This is a genomic window from Rahnella perminowiae (assembly GCF_019049695.1).
In the GTDB taxonomy this organism is placed as follows: Bacteria; Pseudomonadota; Gammaproteobacteria; order Enterobacterales; family Enterobacteriaceae; genus Rahnella; species Rahnella perminowiae.
The window spans coordinates 19670-39035 of the sequence record NZ_JAFMOT010000158.1 but is presented as its reverse complement, the minus strand read 5'-3'; the positions used below and the strand labels follow the sequence as shown (position 1 = coordinate 39035).

Annotated in this window: 19 protein-coding genes; 7 read left to right on the top strand and 12 right to left on the bottom strand. The window is 54.3% G+C overall.

Translation table 11 applies throughout. The annotated features are described in order from the left end of the window. Positions 1–85: 85 nt before the first annotated feature. The 9 genes from J1781_RS04970 to J1781_RS04930 all read right to left on the bottom strand — a co-directional run bounded on the left by J1781_RS04970 (position 86) and on the right by J1781_RS04930 (position 9215). Positions 86–1363, bottom strand: a complete 1278-nt coding sequence (locus J1781_RS04970) for an OprD family porin (protein WP_129955502.1) — start codon at positions 1361–1363, stop codon at positions 86–88. A gap of 127 nt (positions 1364–1490) precedes the next feature. Beyond that, positions 1491–2894 carry an FAD-binding oxidoreductase gene (locus J1781_RS04965; RefSeq protein WP_217233285.1) on the bottom strand — a complete coding sequence of 468 codons (1404 nt, stop codon included), beginning with the start codon at positions 2892–2894 and terminating at the stop codon, positions 1491–1493. Between the two features lie 27 nt (positions 2895–2921). Further along, complete coding sequence (locus tag J1781_RS04960; protein ID WP_217233284.1) at positions 2922–3737, bottom strand: ABC transporter permease; 816 nt, start codon at positions 3735–3737, stop codon at positions 2922–2924. Positions 3738–3741: 4 nt separating this feature from the next. Continuing rightward, entirely contained in the window at positions 3742–4569 is an 828-nt protein-coding gene (locus tag J1781_RS04955) for an ABC transporter ATP-binding protein (protein ID WP_129955505.1), read from the bottom strand. Continuing rightward, positions 4566–5549: an ABC transporter substrate-binding protein gene (locus tag J1781_RS04950; RefSeq protein WP_129955565.1), complete on the bottom strand. Its 984-nt coding sequence runs from the start codon at positions 5547–5549 to the stop codon at positions 4566–4568. The genes J1781_RS04955 and J1781_RS04950 overlap by 4 nt, the downstream gene beginning before the upstream one ends. Positions 5550–5562: 13 nt before the next feature. Next, entirely contained in the window at positions 5563–6444 is an 882-nt protein-coding gene (locus J1781_RS04945) for a creatininase family protein (RefSeq protein ID WP_129955506.1), read from the bottom strand. Between the two features lie 29 nt (positions 6445–6473). Continuing rightward, the gene (locus J1781_RS04940) at positions 6474–6935 is read right to left on the bottom strand and encodes a RidA family protein (protein WP_129955507.1); all 462 of its coding nucleotides are present in this window, start codon (positions 6933–6935) and stop codon (positions 6474–6476) included. Further along, positions 6925–8220 (bottom strand): amidohydrolase family protein, encoded by a 1296-nt coding sequence (locus tag J1781_RS04935; RefSeq protein ID WP_217233294.1) that lies wholly within the window; start codon positions 8218–8220, stop codon positions 6925–6927. Before J1781_RS04935 ends, J1781_RS04940 begins: the two co-directional genes overlap by 11 nt. A 20-nt stretch (positions 8221–8240) precedes the next feature. Beyond that, complete coding sequence (locus J1781_RS04930) at positions 8241–9215, bottom strand: PDR/VanB family oxidoreductase (protein ID WP_129991799.1); 975 nt, start codon at positions 9213–9215, stop codon at positions 8241–8243. Positions 9216–9429: 214 nt separating this feature from the next. Here J1781_RS04930 and J1781_RS04925 point away from each other — a divergent pair, with 214 nt between their 5' ends. The 4 genes from J1781_RS04925 to J1781_RS04910 all read left to right on the top strand — a co-directional run bounded on the left by J1781_RS04925 (position 9430) and on the right by J1781_RS04910 (position 14061). Then, positions 9430–10353, top strand: a complete 924-nt coding sequence (locus J1781_RS04925; protein ID WP_217138424.1) for a LysR family transcriptional regulator — start codon at positions 9430–9432, stop codon at positions 10351–10353. Between the two features lie 262 nt (positions 10354–10615). Continuing rightward, complete coding sequence (locus J1781_RS04920; protein WP_129955510.1) at positions 10616–11605, top strand: ABC transporter substrate-binding protein; 990 nt, start codon at positions 10616–10618, stop codon at positions 11603–11605. Between the two features lie 11 nt (positions 11606–11616). Further along, the gene (locus tag J1781_RS04915) at positions 11617–13044 is read left to right on the top strand and encodes an amidohydrolase family protein (RefSeq protein WP_217233283.1); all 1428 of its coding nucleotides are present in this window, start codon (positions 11617–11619) and stop codon (positions 13042–13044) included. A gap of 27 nt (positions 13045–13071) precedes the next feature. After that, positions 13072–14061, top strand: coding sequence for an isopenicillin N synthase family dioxygenase (locus tag J1781_RS04910; protein WP_129955512.1), 990 nt, complete (start codon positions 13072–13074; stop codon positions 14059–14061). An 80-nt stretch (positions 14062–14141) separates the two neighbouring features. Here J1781_RS04910 and J1781_RS04905 read toward each other — a convergent pair whose 3' ends face one another. Continuing rightward, the gene (locus J1781_RS04905; protein WP_129955513.1) at positions 14142–14330 is read right to left on the bottom strand and encodes a YjfB family protein; all 189 of its coding nucleotides are present in this window, start codon (positions 14328–14330) and stop codon (positions 14142–14144) included. Between the two features lie 221 nt (positions 14331–14551). Between J1781_RS04905 and J1781_RS04900 the strand changes: the two genes are divergently transcribed. The 3 genes from J1781_RS04900 to J1781_RS04890 all read left to right on the top strand — a co-directional run bounded on the left by J1781_RS04900 (position 14552) and on the right by J1781_RS04890 (position 17426). Then, a complete protein-coding gene (locus J1781_RS04900) occupies positions 14552–15091 on the top strand; it encodes a DUF2058 domain-containing protein (protein ID WP_129955514.1) in 540 nt (179 codons plus the stop codon). Between the two features lie 51 nt (positions 15092–15142). After that, complete coding sequence (locus tag J1781_RS04895) at positions 15143–16045, top strand: LysR family transcriptional regulator (protein ID WP_217138421.1); 903 nt, start codon at positions 15143–15145, stop codon at positions 16043–16045. A 172-nt stretch (positions 16046–16217) separates the two neighbouring features. After that, a complete protein-coding gene (locus J1781_RS04890) occupies positions 16218–17426 on the top strand; it encodes an MFS transporter (RefSeq protein WP_217233282.1) in 1209 nt (402 codons plus the stop codon). 58 nt (positions 17427–17484) lie between these two features. Here the strand turns inward: J1781_RS04890 and J1781_RS04885 are convergent, their stop codons facing one another. Both J1781_RS04885 and J1781_RS04880 read right to left on the bottom strand, forming a co-directional pair. Continuing rightward, positions 17485–18393, bottom strand: a complete 909-nt coding sequence (locus J1781_RS04885) for a LysR family transcriptional regulator (RefSeq protein WP_217158185.1) — start codon at positions 18391–18393, stop codon at positions 17485–17487. A gap of 127 nt (positions 18394–18520) precedes the next feature. Further along, positions 18521–19294: an SDR family oxidoreductase gene (locus tag J1781_RS04880; RefSeq protein ID WP_217233281.1), complete on the bottom strand. Its 774-nt coding sequence runs from the start codon at positions 19292–19294 to the stop codon at positions 18521–18523. Between the last annotated feature and the right edge of the window lie 72 nt (positions 19295–19366).

Genomic DNA, 19366 nt, shown 5'->3' with positions numbered 1-19366 from the left:
GTGAACTGGCAGTTTGAAAGCAAATAGCCCGCCTGAGTCTTCTCCGGCGGGCTTTTCTTTGATGTATGCGGGAACTGATGTGTCGTTAAAAATCGTATTCCAGCGCCAGTCGGTTCTGCCAGAAGTCTTTGCCGGAGGTAGACGTCGTCTGCACACCGGCAAAATCTGTTATGCTCAGGCCTTTCAGCACACCGCCAAAGTTATACGTGCCGTACACCAGATATTCAGACTGATTGCTGCTCGATGCGCCTTTGGCTGGCGTGAGATCCATAAACGAGTAACGGCTGCCCAGCGAGATGCTGTCCGTGGCGCTCCAGTTCAGGTCGGTGGAATAGGCGTTACCGCTGCCCAGATCCTGCGTGCTGGTGAAGAACGGTTGCGCAAAGTACGGGCCGGAAGAGGTATTGTGCGCGTAAGGCGTCACCAGTGCGCCGTTGCCGTAAGCATCGCCATTGGCCGCGATATGGTTGTAATTGAGCGACCATTTTAATGCCTGCGTGAAATTCATCGCGAACTGCCCGCCGTAGCTGGTGCTGTTCACATCGCCCGCCAGCGCTTTGCCTTCGCTGACACCACGAATAAATTGAATGCCGATTTTCGGCTGGGAAGGGCTGTCAGTCCACGACAGGAAACTGTCCGCGTACACCATTTTGGTGTAGTTGTGATACTCCTCGTACCACAACTGACTGTTCAGTTTTTGATTATCAAACTTAAGGGCACGACCGCCGCCAATCCCCCACATGCCGTTGGTGGTGCCGTCGGCGTCGGTATAAGCGGTGGTGTTAAGGAACTGGTCGTCGCCCCAGGGTTTGTAACGGGTAATTTTGGTGGCGTGCAGGAAGTTGTCACTGTCACCGTAGCTGCTGTCGATACCCCGGAACAGGATCGGCGTAATGCGCCAGTCATAGTCGCCGATGAACGGAATATTAATACGCTGATCCCCGGCGGTGATGCGGAAGTCCTGATAGTGGTAACTCAGATAAGCTTCGCCCACGCCGGTCTGGTTAGAGCCCAGTTCGGTGATCAGATGGTCGTCGTTGTGTGAAATTCCGCGCTGAAGAATACCGCTGACGCCCAGACTCAGGCCGTAATATTCCGCCGTGGCATATTTCACGCTGCCGCCGTAGCTCACCGTGTCCTGAGAATAGCCCGGTACGAAGTACGCGTTGTGAGTGGAATAATATAAGGTACGCAGGCTGCCGCTGACCGATCCGCAGGTGAACATTTCGGTCAGGGAATCCGCCGCGTCTGTGCTGCAGTCACTCGTGACCGGTATGGCCGCAACAGCGTGGTTTATTAGCAGCGCTTGTGAAATGACAATAGCGCTCAGCTTCAGCGCAAAGCTGAATGTGTTATTTTTCATTAATGCCATCCTGTCAAAATGTAATAGATTTTGTCCGGCAGAAAAACTGCCGGTAATGGTTTTTATGAGGGCGCACGCAACGGTTGCCACTCCGTCTGTTTACAGGCCGGGTGGCTAATAGTTATTTTTACCGGTCAGTCAATAAAAGAGGATTGTTATCTAATGTCAGAGTGTCGCGGACATCCCAGCCACGCAGCTTGCCGGGGTTGAGTAATCCATTAGGATCAAGGCAGTTTTTAACCGAAACGACGTCAGGTTTAATTTCGCCTTGTTTGCCATCTTCAATGTGATAAACATGCGGGTTATTTATTTTTACGTCATTATTACGGAAGATTGTCATTATTTCGTTCAATCTTTCTTCGGTGGAATAACGTACTAATTGTAAACCGCTGGCGGTGATATTTCCGTCATTGTCACGCAGGAACTCAATATGCGAAATAACTTCATCGCCAAATAAATTCGCCATGTCGATAATCTGCTGGCGATAATTCGAATAATTAAACGCCGTCTGCAAATAGGTCAGGGTGCTGTCGATTTTCAGCGCATGAAGTGTGGTGTGGTTCCAGCAATATTCCATCAGCGACGCATTAGCCTCGCGGGCTTCACCGGCGGACTGGCGCACGGCGCTGTGGCCGCGGTACTTCTCCAGCAGATGGGCACAAAAACCTTCGCTTTCCTGCGCAATCACGCTGATCACCGCGTGCTGGCTGGCCCTATAATGTCCGTTCAGATGGCTGAAGTATGACGGGATTGGCGCGGCAAAAAGCGCCAGCTGGCGTTTGACCAGCCCCGGTGAGCGGGCAAAGGCGTTGGCGTAATCCAGCGCATCGGTAAAATCATCGAACACGTCCAGCCGTTCGATCCACTGATGAACCGGCGCCAGCGCCAGTTCCACCTCGAGCACAATCCCGTTGCTGCCGTAAGCGTGATGCAGCAGCAGCGCCTGCGGCGCAGGGACGTGCAGAATGCGCGGTTCGGCTTCCATGGTCATGACTTTAACGCTGAGCACATTGCCCGGCGCGCCGAGCGGGCCGTAGTTGATTGAGCCGATACCGCCGAAACCGCCGCCATACAACCCGCCCAGACTGGCGAGCCGGTACGTTGACGGCATGCAGCGCAGTTCCCAGCCTGCCGGACGGGTCAGGGTTTCAATTTCAGCCAGACGGATCCCTGCCTGGGCACGCACCACGCCGTTACCCAGTTCACAGACCTGATTAAAGCCGGTCATATCCACCAGAATTCCGCCTTCCAGCGGTACCAGCTGGCCGTAGTTACCGGTCGCGCCGCCGCGCAAAATCAGCGGTAACCGGTGCCTGACACAGGCTTTTACCAGTAAACGCAGTTCTTCTTCGCTGCGCGGCCTGACCACGGCATCAGCCTGTTTGTCTTCCAGTTGCCGCTTCAGCACCGGACTGAACCAGTGAAAATCGCGCGAAAGGCGTTTGACCTTGGGGGCCTGCAACGTCCAGTCGAGATCAGGGAGCGCCTGCTGAATCAGGGCAAGCGCATTCTGACGTTGTTCATTGTCCATATTCTTCCTGCCTAAAAATGAATGAGGTTAATGAGATTGCACGGCTTCGCTTTCATGCCAGGCGCTCAGGGCTCGTCTCGAAATCCACGACATCACGCCAAACAGCGCAATTCCGGTAAGCGAAATGAGCAGCAGGGCGGCAAACATCAGCGGGATGTCCAGCTGGTATCCTGCCTGCAATATCTGGTAGGCCAGGCCGGTGTTATTGCCGCCGGTACCGGCAACAAATTCCGCGACCACCGCACCAATCAGCGACAGGCCGCTGGAAATGCGCAGCGCACCGAAAAAATACGGCAGGGCAGAAGGAATGCGTAAACGGATCAGGATTTGTAAACGGCTGGCGCGGTTCAGCTGAAAATAACTCAGCAAACCCGGTGACACGCTGCGCAACCCCTGCGTGGTATTGGAAATGATCGGGAATACCGCCATCAGCGTCGAACACACCACCAGCGACAGCGTGGTGTCTTTGACCCAGATGATGATCAGCGGCGCAATAGCCACAATCGGCGTCACCTGCAGGAACACGATGTATGGGAACAGCGCGGTTTCAACAAAGCGGTTTTGCACCAGCACGAACGCCACCGCCGCGCCGATCACTATCGACAGTAGAAACGAGATCAGGGTGATTTTCAGCGTAAACAGCAGCGACATCGTCAGCGAGCCGAAATTAGTCCACAGGCTTTCCAGCATCACCACTGGCGAAGGCACCAGAAACTGCGGGATTTTGAAATAACTCACCCAGCCCTGCCACAGCATAATCCCCACGACGGCCACGACAGCCGGATACAGGACTTTACGAAATGTTGGGTTATTGATCCACGGAGTGGATTTTTGAGTTTGCATACTGTTACTCCATACCCGATTGGCTGGCTTGCAGCAGACTGTCCTGCAACTGTTTCGCATAGCGTGAAAACGCGGGGCTGACGCGGAAATCTTCGTTGCGCGGGAAGGGTTCGGTAATGGCGATATCTTCTACCACGCGTCCCGGCCGGGCGGCCATCATGATCACCCGCTGCGACAGAAATACCGCTTCATGAATCGAGTGCGTGACAAACACCACCGTCAGACCCTGTTCCCGCCACAGGCGCAGCAGGTCGCTGTCGAGCTTGTTGCGGGTGATTTCGTCGAGCGCGCCAAAGGGTTCATCCATCAGCAGCAGTTTCGGACGCGTCACCAGCCCGCGGGCAATCGAAACGCGCATCTGCATGCCGCCCGACAACTCGCGCGGCAGAACGTGGGCAAATTTACCCAGTCCCACCAGTTCCAGCGCTTCACTGACGCGGGTATTGGCTTCGGCACGCGGCACGCCCGCGAGATCCAGCGGCAGGCGCACGTTGTTCTGCACATTGCTCCAGGGCATCAGTGTGGCTTCCTGGAAGACAAAAGACAGCGGCACTTGGGTTTTTTCACGACTGTCGCGCCGCCACAGCATCAGTTTTCCGTCGCTGGGTTCCGTCAGTCCGGCAACCATTTTCAACAGCGTACTTTTGCCACAGCCCGACGGACCGAGCAGGGTGACGAATTCACCCTCATTAATGGTCAGATTGACCGGCAAAAGAGCGCGCGTACCGTTGCTGTAGATTTTCTCCGCCGACAGCACGTCAATGGCGGGTACAGGCGGAGGATTGGCTGAGCGGACATCGCTCATCACGGTCAGTTTAGGGGCTGAATTCATGGCATAACCTTCGCGTCTTTGATCATATCGAGGGTAAACGTCTGCTCAAACGGCACTTTATCCGCGTCAATCAGCTTGTTTTTCACCAGCATGTCCCAGGTTTTTTTCAGCCGTGGTTCAGTGATGATACCGATACCGCCGGTTTGTGCATCGCCGCCGGTCACCAGCTCATATTTCTTCATTTGTGCAATGCCGAAGGCAATCTGGTCGGCACCCATGCGCGGATTGGCCTGGGTGATCAGTGCATTACCTGCAGTCGGATCCTGCAAATAGTCTTTCCAGCCCTGCATCGAGGCTTTCACGAAAGCAGCCACCGCAGCCGGGCGTTTTTTAACAGTGTCGGCCATACAGATAACAGAATTGCCGTACGGCGGATAACCCCAGTCGCTGAGCATGTAGACGTAAAACGGTTTGCCGCCTTTTTCAACGGAGAAAGGCTCGGAGGTGACATAACCCTGTTGCACCAGATTATTGTCCGCGAGGAAGGGCTGTACGCTAAAGGTGTACGGACGGATTTTTGCGCTGGCCAGTCCCAGTTCACTCTTCGCCCACGGCCAGAAAGAGGTATAAGCCTCGGTGGCCAGCAGGAAGGTTTTGTCTTTCAGTTCCTGACCTTTTTCCACTTTGTCATGGCTGATAAACACCGTCGGCGAGTGCTGGAACACCGTCGCTACCGTTACCGCATGCACCCCGGCCTGCCAGGTTTCCAGCGCCTGACCGTTGTCGCCGAGTGTGCAGTCAGCCTGTCCGGCGGCCATCAGTTGCATGACGTTGACCTGCGGGCCGCCCATTTTAATGCTGACATCCAGACCGGCGGTTTTGTACAACCCTTTGGCCTGCGCCTCGTAAAAACCGCCGTGCTCCGCCTGCGCGTACCAGTTCGTCAGGAAGGTGAATTTTTCTTCCGCCATGACTGAAGCGGAAACTCCGGCCAGCAACAGGGCCAGCAGGGTGTAAGCCGGTTTACGCCGTATTTTCATCATAAGAATTCCCTTATTTAGAGACACAAGAAGACGAAGGAGGGGTGAAGCTGGTTTGCACAAAACCGTTCCAGTGGTGTTTTCCCCAGGTCGGTTCGCTGCGGACTTTCCATTGCATGTGGTGGATTTCGGTGATTGCCTGCGCCCAGCTTGCCGCCAGTGAATCGAGAATGGCCTGACCCTGTTCAGCGGTCGCGCCGGTCGGATCGCCAATGACGCCACTCGGACCAAAATCATAAGAAGCCCAGGCAGCGGCAGGGCGACCTGATGACAGTGTCGGACACGGGAACTCCGGCGGATAATTGGCGACCGCCTGTTCGAGGTGGACGCATTCCGGTGCCAGCGCCAGCATGACTGCGGTTTCGCTGTGACCGGCATGCATCGCCATCTTCTGCTCCTGTGCGCTGAGGAACTGATTTTCCACGCTGGGTACGCGGAACACATCGTGAGGGATCATGATCATGTCGCCGTGACGCAGACGCATTTCCCGCGATGCCATTTGCAACACCTGTGGTTGGCCGCCGTGACCGTTGATCATTAAGAGTTTGCGGAATCCGGCGCGGTAAAGGGATTCGGCAATTTCTAAAATGGTTTGCAAAAGTGTGTCACCGGTCAGGGTCAGGGTACCGGGGAAATTCAGATGTTCGTCAGATTTGCCATACGTGACGGGAGGAATAGCATAAGCCGGGATCGTCTCTGGCAGCCGCGCCAGCGCATGACCTGCCACGCCGGAGGAGATGACACTGTCAACCGAACACGGCAGATGCGGACCGTGTTGCTCGATTGCACCGGTTGGCAAGACGATCACGGTATTGGCTTTGTCGGGCAGGGCAGCAATCGCCGTCCAGCTCAGGAAAGGAAGAAAACGTGCTGCGGGAATATAACCGTTAATCATGCTGTACCTCTGAGTCGGAAATTATGGGGTTAGCGGGACAGGGGCAACCAGGCGGTAGCTTCCACTTCAATCAGCACGTCGGCGTTTGGCAGCATTTCACTGACCTGCACCACGGTGGAGACCGGCGGTTCCCCGGTGTAAAAGAGTTTTCTCACCCGGCTGTAATACGGGAAGTGATCGAGATTGCGAAAATATTGCACCAGCTTGATCACATCGCTCATTTGCCCGCCAGCCTCTTCAATCGTGTGGCGGATGCTTTCGAGCACATACCAGCTCTGCGCCAGAACCGGCCCCTGTTTGGCATCGGTCGAGAATTCGCCGGTTTCGCCCAGCAGCAGGCGTGCTTCGGCGGGGATATCCTGAAAACCGCGCACGATGGTCGCCGTCTGCGGATTGACGGGAATAATGCCGGAGAGAAAGATGAAATCGCCGGCACGACGCCATGCGGCATATCTGGCGAGCGGTTTGCCCGCTCCCGCGTCAAGACTCATGGGATAACTCCTGATTCCAGGTGCGCTGATGGGTTAGCCTGCCGTGGCGGATAACCAGGCGGGCCGGACTGTGTAAAGGCCAGGTGATACTGTCGCTGCCGGGGAAGAGCACCAGACTGGCATCGCTGCCGGGCGCGAGTGGCAGATCCGGCTGAATATCACCGGTCAGTGCGGCGATATCACAAATCAGCCGTGACTGCTGGTCAAAGACGTTTTCCAGCTGAAGCGCGAACAGGGCGCAGCTCAGCGTATCCAGCGGGTCATAGCTGCCTGCCGGACAAAAAGCGTCCTGCACGTTATCGCAGCCGAGCAGCAGCGGAATGCCCGAGGCTTGCGCTTCTTTAATCAGGGTAATGCCGCGCTGGCGCGGCGTGCGGCCCGTAACGGCGTCCTGTAACAGCAGATTGGTCATCGGCAGTGCAATCAGCGTGACGCGCTGCGCCGCCAGCAAACTCAGCACATCCTGCGCCTGTTGGTCACTGCCCGAGGCCAGTGCGCAGCCGTGGCTGCAACAGATATGGCCGCTGAAGGCATGCTCTGATAATTCATTATCTGAAAGGTAACGCGCCAGCCAGCTCAGGCCATGCGCCACCGGCGAAAGCTCCTCATCAATATGTAAATCCAGATTCAGTTGCCAGCGTGAGGCACTGCGCATCAGGTTGGTCATCGCCGCCGGATCCCAGTTTGAAGAGTGGATAAATCCGCCCAGCAGGCAGTCTTTTCCGCTTTGTGCAACAGCGCAGGCAATGCGGTCAGCCGCTTCGGCATCCGCGAAAAAGCTCAGCGGTACCAGCGCCACCCGTTCCAGCGTGATATCCGCAGGGGCCATCCCGGCCAGCTCAAGCCAGGCCAGCGGGGGAACCACGTCGAACCAGTCAATGTGGGTGCGCAAACGGGTCACACCGTTTGCGGCCGCCCAGGCCAGCCCCTTGCCGGCACGCCGGCGAAGGTCTGCCGCCGTCCAGTGCTGACGATCCTGATGCAGGGTTTCAATGGCTGCCAGCAGACCGGGTTTTGCCGGGCGGCTGCGGGCAAGGGTGAAGGTTTTATCGAGATGCGCATGGGGTTCAATCAGCCCCGGTAACGCCAGCGTACCGTGCACATTCCACAGATCGTCCTGAGACGGAGCGGCGGGCATCAGTGATGTAATTTTGCCCGCCTGAAAGCGCATATCTGCCGTGACCGGCTCGCCATTTTTCACAGGCCAGTTCCCCGGCAGCAGCCATGCGGGGAGGCGAACGTTGGCAATACCGTTAAGTGCCGAAGCGGGAGGGGGAATATGCATCATAAGGCTCCGCGTTAACATTACAGGTCGAGGATCAGAACAGGACTTTTGGCGCGCGAACAGCACAGTGTTATCTGCGTGTTCTCCGCTTTCTCCTCTTCAGTCAGTACGCAGTCACGGTGATCGGGAATACCGTCGATCACGTCAGTAATACAGGAACCGCAAATACCCTGTTCGCACGACAGCATAATATCGACGCCGGCGCTTAATAAGACTTCCGCAATGGTCTGTCGCGGGCCGACTAAATAACGCGGCCCGCCGGAACCCAGCTGAATATGAAATGGCTGACTGTCTGTTTCATTATTCAGATTCGTATTACTGAAACGCTCAAAAGATAATTGATTTTCCTGCCAGTGATGCGTGCGCATAATATCTTTAAGGCGCTCAATAAAGCCGTCCGGGCCGCAGGCCAGCACTTGCGTATTCTCTTCCGGATGACACAAACTCAGCGGCGTATTGTGGCGCAGGGAATCGTTTGCGCTGCTGTCATGCAAAAATACATGCTGTGCTAATGCAGGCCGGGTTAAGCGCGGCAGAAACGCCGCCTTTTCAGTGTCGGAGAGATAATAATGCAGTTCAAATTCAATCTGTTGCTGCGTGATTTTTTCCGCCATTGCCAGCAGTGGGGTGATGCCGATTCCGCCGGCAAACAGTAAATATCGCCCGGCCTGTGGCAGCGGGAAATGATTGCGCGGTGCCGAAATTGTCAGGTGATCACCGGGGGCGAAATGATGATGAATAAAGTGCGAACCGCCGGTGGAAGGTTCCGCCAGTTTTACGCAGATCTCATAATATTCCCCGTCATTGTGTTCACTGCATAAAGAATATTGTCGCGGCCCCAGTTGCGGAATAAAAACGTCAATGTGAGCGCCCGGTAAATAAGCCGGTAACCGGCTTCCTTGCTGCGCAACCAGGTGTAAGGACATATTCCCGACACCGTTGACATCGACAGTTTTAATGGTAACAGGGATTAATCCGGCATCTTTCATCGTCATTTACCGTACTTGTGCTGATGGATCATTGATAAAAAAACGGCGTCAATGTGTTCGCCGCATCATCCGCTGCCTGATGCGCATTGCTGCACCGGGTCAGGCGGATAAGCAGTGAAACGATTGTTCCCGTTGCAATGAAAGCTACGTTATTGTTATAAAGCTGTTGCGTCCAGCGCTTTGATTCGCACGTCCCGTTGCATAAAAGAGAGCACTCATTATGTTCGCATTCTCCCGGTTTTTGCTGTACTTCACTGAGGTTGCCCGCCAGGGATCGTTCCGTAAGGCATCCGAAACCCTGCATGTTGCCGCATCGTCGATTGACCGGCAGATATTGCGGGTTGAAAAAGAATTAGCCATGCCGCTGTTTGAGCGTCATCCCACCGGATTGCGGCTGACGGCGGCCGGTGAGCTGTTGCTGCATGCGGCCAATAACTGGAAAAAAGATTTCTCCCGCGTCTGCGAACAGCTCGACGACTTGCGGGGATTACGGCGGGGCCATGTGCGGATTGCCACCATCGATGCCATTAACCGGCAGTTTTTCTCATCGATGCTGAAAAAGGTCCATCTCGATTATCCGAACATCTCCTTCACACTGACGACCATGAACAACGTGGATATTCAGCAGGCGCTGATGTCAGGTGATGCCGACTTCGGACTGATGCTGAATCCGCAAAGTTCCCGTGAGTTGCAGGTGCGGGCTTTTGCCGAAATCGATTTGGGCGTAGTGGTGCCGAAAGGGCATCCGCTCGGGGGCAGAAGCGGTATACGGTTTAATCAGTGCATGGAATATCCGTTTATCCTGCCCTCAGCGCCGCTGATGCTGGCTGAGCCGGTTCAGGCGCTGATGAATATCAATGGCGATAGGATCCACGAAGTTGCGGTATCGAATAACATCCATATGATCCGCTCGCTGATAAAAGAAAAAATCGGCATCGGTATCCTGTGCTGGCTCGATATTATGGATGAGGTGCACAGCCACGAGTTGCAGTTTATTCCGCTGACCGATCCTCAGTTAAAAGCTTTCACGCTCTCCTTGTGCGTTGCGCCGGCCAGACAACTTTCCCTGGCCGCCTCAATGATGCTCAAACAGCTGGAGATGTTGTTCAGTCAGATCCAGACCCCGGGGCGCAACCGGCAATGATATGCACTGTTCTGGTGCTCCGCGCTCTGCGATGAATCAAAGGTTGCAGGCTCCGCAGGCCCGATCCCCTCACAAAGCCTCGGGGAAGCGCACCGGCGAAGTTGGCATCCTTTTTGTATAGATCAATGTGAGTAGAAGCGGTCAGCGCAGGCAACGGCGCGGGACATTGCTCAGCAACCATTTCGCGGTTTATTTTGAGCCGGTCAGGGGGGCTGAGCCGCGTGTGCTTATCCTCCCTCCGGCGATGATTAGGAGAGGAGCAATGAAGTCTATATCCCGCATTCCCCTGTCTTGCTGTGTACTGAGCACGCTGATTCTGGGATCATTTTCCCTGGCGGCACAGGCAGATGAGAAAATCGCCTTACTGACCTCCTGGTACGCCCAGGCCGAGCAGGGCGGATATTATCAGGCGCTGGCGACCGGTCTCTACAAACGTTACGGGCTGGATGTCAGTATTCAGTCAGGCGGCCCGCAGATCAACGGCATGCAGCTTCTGCTGTCGAAACGCGCTGATGTGATCATCGGTTATGACCTCCAGTTGCTCGAATCCGTGCAGCGCGGTTTTCAGGCCAAAGCGATCGCTGCTCCCTTTCAGTACGACCCGCAGGGTTTACTGACCCATGCCTCCGTCACCTCCCTTGATGGCCTGAAAGATAAAACCATTCTGGTGTCCAGTTCCGGTCAATCCACCTGGTGGCCATGGCTCAGGGCGCGCTATCAGCTCAGCGATGCGCAGGTTCGCCCCTATACCTTCAATATTCAGCCGTTTGTCGCCGACGAAAATGTGGCACAGCAGGCGTATGTCAGCTCTGAAGTGTTCCAGGCGCAGAAGGCCGGGGTGAAATCCAATTTCTTCCTTTTCTCGGAGCACGGCTATCCGCCTTACGGCGGGATTCTGATCACCCGTCCGGACCTCATCAGTAGCCGTAAAGACGCGATGGCGAAATTTGTGCGCGCCTCGATGGAAGGCTGGGTGAGTTATCTGCAAAACCCGGCACCGGGCAATGCGCTGATCAAAAAAGACAATCCGAAAATGACCGACGACCTGCTGGCCTGGGGCGTTGAGCAAATCAAAGCACATCACCTGATTGACGGTGGTGATGCGACGACACAGGGCTGGGGCACCATGACGCAGGCCCGCTGGCAAAAAACCCGTGATTTCATGGTGAGTGCCAAACTGCTGAATGCGGATACCGACTGGAAGCAGGCGTATACCACTGAGTTTGTTGAGCACATGCAGGTTAAACCTTGAGGAGCGTTGCGATGTCATCCTGTTCATTGCTGATTAAAAATGCGCACGCCATCCTGACCGGTCTGCCGGGAGAAGACGCGCGTCACGTCGGACCGGATATCCGTGTCCGTAATGGCGTGATCCAGGCGATCGGTACTCTGACCCCGTTGCCCGACGAACGGCTGATTGAGGCGCGTGACTGCGTGGTCTATCCGGCCTGGGTCAATACTCACCATCATCTGTTTCAGTCATTGCTCAAAGGCGAGCCGCAGGGGCTGAACAAAAGTCTGACCGCGTGGTTAAGTGCCACGCCTTACCGTTTTCGCGCCACGTTTGACGAATCCACCTTTCGCCTCGCCGTGCGCATCGGCCTGACCGAACTGCTGCGTTCAGGCTGCACCACCGTGGCGGATCACAATTATCTCTACTGGCCTGATATGCCGTTTGATACCTCGGACATTTTGTTCAGTGAGGGAGAGGCGCTGGGCATGCGCATTGTATTGTGCCGGGGCGGGGCAACGCAGGGGCGGGCGATTGAGCAGGATTTGCCGCAGGCATTGCGTCCGGAAAGCTTCGACCATTACATGGCGGACATGGAGCGGCTGGTTGACCGCTATCACGACCCTGAACCGGCATCGCTGCGCCGCGTGGTGATGGCACCGACCACGTTGTTGCATTCGGCACCCGGTGCGCAGTTGCGCGAAATGGCGAAACTGGCACGCCGTTTAGGTATCCGGCTACACAGTCATTTGTCAGAAACCGTGGATTATCTCGATGCGGCACGCGCGAAATTCAACATGACGCCGGTACAGTTTTGCGCGGAACATGACTGGCTGGGCGATGACGTGTGGTTCGCGCATCTGGTGAAGTTATTGCCGCAGGAGATTACGCTGCTGGGACAAACCCGCACCGGTATTGCGCATTGTCCGCAAAGCAACGGGCGTCTGGGCAGCGGCATTGCTGACCTGCTGGCGCTGGAACAGGCGGGTGTTCCGGTTTCGCTGGGGGTGGACGGCGCGGCATCAAACGAGGCCGCGGATATGCAAAGTGAAGCACATGCTGCGTGGCTTTTACAGCGCGCCAGAAAAGGCATGCTGGCGAAACCGCGCTATGACGGCGGAACGTTTGAGGGGGGCGGTGACGCCGCATCCATTGAAGACGTGGTGCGCTGGGGCAGCGCGGGCGGGGCACAAATCCTCGGACTGCAACGGAGCGGCACCGTGCAGGTGGGCATGCAGGCTGATATCGCCATTTACCGGCTGGATGACCCGCGTTACTTCGGCCTGCATGACATGGCCATCGGGCCGGTGGCCTGCGGCGGCCGGGCGTCCCTTAAGGCGCTGATGGTCAACGGCCGCGTTATCGTCGAAAACGATGTCATCCCCGGGCTTGACCTGGAGGCAATGCGCCATGAGGCCATGTCTGCCGTTCGTATCCTGCAACAGCGTGCTGCGGGCTAACCTTATTGATTCAGAAGGATAAAAATCATGACACAATCCACATCAACATCAGGCTATGCCTTACAGGAACTGGAAAAAGAAGCGGGAATGGGCGCGATGGGCGAAGAGACGTTTGCCCGTGAAGTTCGCTGCATTGATCTTGCAGATTTCGAAAACCGGAAAAGCGAAATTGCCGATGAACTCTGGCTGGCCGCCGTGGAAATCGGTTTTTTTCAGGTGAGCAATCACGGTATCGCACTGGACGATATCCGCCAGGCATTCAGCATGACAGAGGATTTTTTTGCGCTGCCTGAGGACGTGAAAGCTCAGTATCCTCTGGCGCGTAACGCCGGTTGGGAAAATAAATCTCAGGTGCGTCCGTCAACCAAAACGCCGGATCAAAAGGAATCTTATCAGATTACCCGGCCGCTGATGGCCTCGCTGTGGCCAGACGAACAGGAACTGCCTGCGTTTAAACATACCATGCTGAGTTTTGAATCACAGTGCTGGCAACTGGGCATGAAATTGCTGTCTTGTTTTGCGCTGAGGCTGGGTTTCCCGGAGCACTTTTTCGAACAGGCACATGATCCTTATCAGCCAACCTATCAGAGTACACTGCGCATGCTGCATTACTACGCTACTGAACAATCAGAGCAGGGGATGTGGCGTGCCGGTGCGCACACCGATTTCGACTGCCTGACGCTGCTCTTCCAGCGTCCCGGTCAGGGCGGCTTGCAGGTGTGTCCGGGCAAGGATCGCGAAAGCCAGCAGTGGACCAGTATCGAACCGCGTGAAGACGTGATCACCTGCAATATCGGCGATATGCTGATGCGCTGGAGCGACGATCAGTTGCCGTCAAATTTCCACCGGGTCAGAAGTCCGCTGCCCGGTGAATATCAGGGCGCGCGCTACAGCCTGGCGTTTTTCTGCCAGGCCAACAAAGATGTCGAAATTCTGGGGCCGCAGGCCAAATATCCGGCCATCAGCGCTGAAGATTATCTGCAACAGCGTATTCAGGCCAATTTCGCGAAGGGATAAAGGCATATAAAAGCAATAAGCCCGCCTGGTGTGCTCCGGCGGGCTTTTTTATTGGGCAAAGTTCAACAACCGATCGCCGGTCAGGCAGTGGTATTGATATTGCGTCCGATCGCCGGGTTAGCAGGCAACTGCGGGATCGAATCAATCATACTGGCTACTGCCGTCTGCTGAGTATCCAGTGACTTTTTCAGCAGGATATTGTTCACCTGATTACTGGTATCCAGGCTATTGAGGCTGGTTGCCAGCGATGCAATTTGCGATACATCCATTTTGCTCTCCTGTTCGGTACAACATAAAAGGAACTGATCCGGGCGTAGAACTGAAAAGGTATCGGCAATTTCCGGCATAACTTGAGAGAAAAATAAGACTGACGCCGCCACCGAAAGAACCGCCGACGTCCGGCCGGAAGATGAAAAGGTGCTGTAACCTGTATAGCCTCAGGAATTACGGTTATAATCCCCCGCATTATTCAACCGGTTTAGAAACGAAAATGACAAAACTCTCCTTACAAGAACAACTGCTGAAAGCGGGATTAGTGACCAGTAAAAAAATGGCCAAAGTCCAGAGAACGGCGAAAAAATCACGTGTTCAGGCGCGTGAGGCAAGAGAAGCGGTGGAAGAAAATAAAAAAGCGCAGATGGAGCGTGATAAGCAACTGAGCGAACAACAAAAACAGGCCGCGTTATCGAAAGAATATAAAGCTCAGGTGAAGCAACTGATTGAAATGAATAAAATTCTCATTCCAAAAGGGAATATAGATTTTAACTTTACCGATAATAACCTGATTAAAAAAATGGTGGTGGATAAGGCCACGCAGTCTCAGCTGATTAGCGGCCGTCTCGCCATCGCGCGTCTGGTTGCTGATGGCAGCGGCGAGAGTCAGTACGCCATTATTCCTGCCAGCGTGGCGGATAAGATTGCCCAGCGCGATGCCAGCAGTATTGTATTAAACAGTGCGCTGAGTCAGGAAGAGCAGGATGAAGAAGATCCTTATGCTGATTTCAAAGTGCCTGATGATTTGATGTGGTAGTTTCGTTTTCCCCGGCAGTTCAAAAAGGATCACATCGGTAACTGGGACAAGATGGATAATTACAATCAGCTACTGGCATTCATATGGGCCTATGAATACGGCAACTTTTCTGCCGCTGCGCGGGCAAACGGGCTGACCCCTTCAGCAATGAGCAAACTCATCAGACGGCTGGAGACCCGGTTGCAGGTCAGACTTTTCTTTCGTGGAACGAGGACGTTAACACTGACAGAAGAGGGGCAGGTTTATCTGAAGAGTGCCCGCGCCGTGGTGGATGCAATGGCCGAGGCGGACTCGCTGGCTGAGAACATGCCAAACCGTATCCGCGGGCAACTTAAAATCCGGACCATGAACACCTTTGCCCGCTATCAGATACTGCCGTGGTTGCCTGCTTTTATAGAGGCTTACCCGGCTTTACGCGTAGATATTGAAACGGGGCCGGTTTACCGTGACGACTTTGATAAAGGTCTGGATCTGGCCATATATGGGGGAGTGCTGGCCAGTTCTTCCCGCATTGCCCGTCGTATCGGTGAGAGCCAGTGGGTTACCTGTGCGTCGCCTGCCTATATTGAAAAATACGGCGCACCTGCTCATCCGCGCGAACTGATCGACCACCGCTGTTTTCACTTTAATTTTGAAAGCCACTGGAATCACTGGGTGTTCGCCGAAGGCCAGCAAAGTCTTATCTTCCCGGTCAAACCCGTTGCCTCACTGTCGCAGGGTGATTTGCTTCGTGATCTGGCCATCCGGGGGGAAGGAATCGTCCGGCTGGCAGACTTTCATATCCACCAGGATGTGAAAGAGGGGCGGTTAATTCCGCTTCTGGAGGCATTCCGGTCTCCGCTCAGGGAACCTCTTTATGTCATTTACGCGCAAAGGCAGCATCTCAGCCCGCGTATCCGCTGTTTTATTGAATTCATGGAAAAACAGATAGCCCGGCATCCCTGGCGTCTCTGAGGAACCTGCCGGTCCGCCTGGCATTCGTTGTTTCTCCCTCTTCCTTTGTCTCCTGTGAACCGGATTCACAGTGGGTTTGCCTGCGCTCCGAATCCCCTGCCTGAGGGTTTATGGTACCGTTTTGTTCACTTTCACAGAATGTATCCATTCATCACAAATAGCAGAAATTACTATGTCAGACAGACAATCATCACGGGCAGGGCTGGCACTGGCGCTGGCCTTTTTTTCCGGCATGCTCAGCAGCAGTTTGCCTACTCCTCTGTATCCCGTATACATTCGTTTATATGGATTCAGCGCGTCACAAATAATGACAGTATTTGGCGTATACGCCGCCGGCGTTCTGTTCGCATTATTATTGACGGCTAAAGTTAATATCAGGACTGAGTTATATACCAGGCCGATATATGCAGGTTTGGGGTGTGTACTGCTTTCAGCGATTCTTATGATGTTTGCAGATAATATTCTCATGCTTATTTCTGCCAGATTTATAACCGGATTGGGTTCCGGTATTTTAATGGCATATATTAACCGGTCATTGATTAAAATATTCGATACGGAGGTCAGTAACACGGCGGCACTGACTGCCGCAGCTTCATTAATTTTGGGGCAGGCTATCGGACCATTAGTCACAGGGAATATCGTACATCATCATTTTTATACCCTTGAAGCCCCTTACATTATCCTTCTTATTCTGGTGGTAATGTCTGTGGCCGCAGTCTGGAATAATCGTTTACAGATAAATAAAAGCCTCCCCCCCGTACTGAATGTATCGAAAAAAATCACGGTTCAGACACCGGGGCTTACTTTGCGAGACGTTACCGTGTGCTGCATGGCCATATTTCTTTCATGGGCCATGGCCTCTACGTTTATGTCCCAGGGCCCCACGCTGGCACATAGCTATTTCCATATTACCAGCGTGCAACGGGTGAGCTACTCACTCTCTGCGTTTCTGGTTGTGGCGGGTATCACCCAGTTAATAATGAGAAAGAGGCACCACTATTCATCGCTAAGAACAGGCGTTACTGCCCAGCTTGCAGCTGTCTTACTCGCACTTATGAGTGTTTATGCAATAAGTCCCGGGCTTTTGTTCATTTCAGTCATGCTGGAAGGCTTCGCCTACGGGGCCATACTGGTTGGTGCGGCAACCATCGTCAATAGGGTGGCCAGACAGCGTCAGCGGGCACACATAATAAATCTGCTCTATATCGTGGGATATGTCGGTAACTGGCTCCCGTTCTCCCTGAGCGTAATGATGGATCATGGGTCTCTGGAGAAGGCGCTGACGGGCTATCTGATAATATGTTGTTTATTAGGGGGCGGTATTTATTTATCTACGTATGTTTCATCAAGGAAGCATTGTAAAGCACCGGTCGGCGAATAATCAGTTCCAACATGAATATAAAGTAAAACGGAGCGTTTATAGCATGAAACGGGATGGTTCAATTATCCAGATGGGGGTGTATCAGTATCTCAAACCATGAATGGAAGACAGCCAGCCTCCGGGAGCGCTGACGGCGATGCGGATAGATAAAGGATACCGGCATGGAAGCCGCCCGGTAATCTGGCATGACCTCCACCAAATCCCCGGTCGCCAGCAGATGTTGCACATCGAAGCGGGGGATTTGTATCAGCCCAAGACCTGCCAGGCAGCAGGCAATATAGCTTTCTGCAGTGTTCACCGTAACCTGGTTGGGGATACTGACACTGTGTATGTGGCCGTCCTTTGACTGATACTCCCATAGCAACTCTTTACCCGTTTTGGATGAAATATAACCGATTGCCCGATGCCCTCCGGCAAGATCGTCCGGCTGGGAGGGAAGTCCGTGTTCGCTCAGATAGGCAGGGCTGGCGCAGTTGATGAGGGTGATGTGTCCCAGGGTACGAACGACCAGGCTGCTGTCATGCAATACGCCCACACGAATGGCGCAATCCACACCATCCTGGACCAGATCGATTGCCTTGTCCGATGACCCGAGAACCAGTTGTAACCGGGGATGGCATCGCAATAATTCCGGCAGAGCCGGAGCAATCAGGCGTCGGGCAATGCGGCTCGGCACATCGATGGTAAGCTTCCCTGAAACCTGGTGCTGACTGAGCTGAAATGACTGGTCGATATCCTCCACTTCTGCCAGTAAAGGGCGTATACGTTCGAGTAACAGCTCCCCGTCAGCCGTCAGCCGCACCGTGCGGGTGGTACGGTGCAACAGTCTTACCCCCAGTTGCGACTCTAATTGCTGGATGGCGGCAGAAACGGAGGCTCGCGGCACAGAGAGTGCGCCGGCGGCCCGGACAAAGCTTCCCATGTCTGCTACCTGCGCGAAGATGCGATATTGGTTGAACCTGTCCATCTTTCCTGTCTCGTTGTTTTATAGGCTAAAAATCGCTATTGCTGTGTATCCCCGGCAGAGGGGGGATATTCCCTGATCCCCGGAATATCCCCCTCTTTGTTTCAGTACGATATGCGCATGCCACCGGCTATTTAGTGGTGTAGCCGCCGTTAATCAATATTGTCTGGCCGGTGATCCACCATCCTTCGCTCACCAGATGACGGATAAAAGGCACCACATCTTCAATACCGGTCAGTCCCGTTTTGCTGAAAGGAGAGAGCGCGGCTGCAGTTTTATGATACGCCACAGCATCAGCGCCTTCTGCAGGATAAAAGAAAGGTGTATCCATCGGGCCCGGTCCTACTGCCGTGACCGAAATACCACGCTCGCCAAATTCTTTGGAAGCCGCCCGTGTGTAATGCTCTACCGGGGCTTTCGTGCCCGCGTAAGCGGCATAATACGGCGTATAGGCGCCAAGAAGCGAGGTAACGACCGTGCAGATTTTACCGCTATCGTTGAGATTTTTACCGGCTTCCTTGAGGAAGAAGAAAGCGGTTTTCGCGTTTACGGCTGCCATTTCGTCGTATTCAGTTTCGCTTATTTCCGCTATGGGTTTTTTGAGAACTTTGCCCACGGTGTTGATCGCGATATCCGGTTTGCCAATGGCGGCAATGGTATCGGCAAAGAGTTTTTCGACGGCGGCAGCGGTCGTCAGATCGGCCTGAAATGCCACAGCCTGCGCACCTGCCGCTTCGATGGCGGCCAGTGTTTCATCGGCATCTGTCTTTGAGGAGGTGCTGTTATAATGAATGGCGATGGCTTTCGCCCCCTGAGCGGCTAAGTCGCGGGCGATCAGTCCGCCGAGATTCTTAGCCCCGCCCGCGATGATCACAATTTTGCCTTTGATAGAATGGTCTGCCATGGTGTGCTCCTTAGGTTTCTGTCAGAAAGCTGAGTCTAGACATTAATCCCCTTGAAATAAGCACCCCAACGC

Bases quoted from the DNA above. Each gene is read 5' to 3' on its own strand.
- J1781_RS04960 (WP_217233284.1), bottom strand. From the start codon at position 3,737: ATGCAAACTCAAAAATCCACTCCGTGGATCAATAACCCAACATTTCGT.
- J1781_RS04910 (WP_129955512.1), top strand. From the start codon at position 13,072: ATGACACAATCCACATCAACATCAGGCTATGCCTTACAGGAACTGGAA.
- J1781_RS04935 (WP_217233294.1), bottom strand. From the start codon at position 8,220: ATGCATATTCCCCCTCCCGCTTCGGCACTTAACGGTATTGCCAACGTT.
- J1781_RS04955 (WP_129955505.1), bottom strand. From the start codon at position 4,569: ATGAATTCAGCCCCTAAACTGACCGTGATGAGCGATGTCCGCTCAGCC.
- J1781_RS04905 (WP_129955513.1), bottom strand. From the start codon at position 14,330: ATGGATGTATCGCAAATTGCATCGCTGGCAACCAGCCTCAATAGCCTG.
- J1781_RS04925 (WP_217138424.1), top strand. From the start codon at position 9,430: ATGTTCGCATTCTCCCGGTTTTTGCTGTACTTCACTGAGGTTGCCCGC.
- J1781_RS04970 (WP_129955502.1), bottom strand. From the start codon at position 1,363: ATGAAAAATAACACATTCAGCTTTGCGCTGAAGCTGAGCGCTATTGTC.
- J1781_RS04890 (WP_217233282.1), top strand. From the start codon at position 16,218: ATGTCAGACAGACAATCATCACGGGCAGGGCTGGCACTGGCGCTGGCC.
- J1781_RS04945 (WP_129955506.1), bottom strand. From the start codon at position 6,444: ATGATTAACGGTTATATTCCCGCAGCACGTTTTCTTCCTTTCCTGAGC.
- J1781_RS04915 (WP_217233283.1), top strand. From the start codon at position 11,617: ATGTCATCCTGTTCATTGCTGATTAAAAATGCGCACGCCATCCTGACC.
- J1781_RS04940 (WP_129955507.1), bottom strand. From the start codon at position 6,935: ATGAGTCTTGACGCGGGAGCGGGCAAACCGCTCGCCAGATATGCCGCA.
- J1781_RS04895 (WP_217138421.1), top strand. From the start codon at position 15,143: ATGGATAATTACAATCAGCTACTGGCATTCATATGGGCCTATGAATAC.
- J1781_RS04950 (WP_129955565.1), bottom strand. From the start codon at position 5,549: ATGAAAATACGGCGTAAACCGGCTTACACCCTGCTGGCCCTGTTGCTG.
- J1781_RS04930 (WP_129991799.1), bottom strand. From the start codon at position 9,215: ATGACGATGAAAGATGCCGGATTAATCCCTGTTACCATTAAAACTGTC.
- J1781_RS04900 (WP_129955514.1), top strand. From the start codon at position 14,552: ATGACAAAACTCTCCTTACAAGAACAACTGCTGAAAGCGGGATTAGTG.
- J1781_RS04880 (WP_217233281.1), bottom strand. From the start codon at position 19,294: ATGGCAGACCATTCTATCAAAGGCAAAATTGTGATCATCGCGGGCGGG.
- J1781_RS04885 (WP_217158185.1), bottom strand. From the start codon at position 18,393: ATGGACAGGTTCAACCAATATCGCATCTTCGCGCAGGTAGCAGACATG.
- J1781_RS04965 (WP_217233285.1), bottom strand. From the start codon at position 2,894: ATGGACAATGAACAACGTCAGAATGCGCTTGCCCTGATTCAGCAGGCG.
- J1781_RS04920 (WP_129955510.1), top strand. From the start codon at position 10,616: ATGAAGTCTATATCCCGCATTCCCCTGTCTTGCTGTGTACTGAGCACG.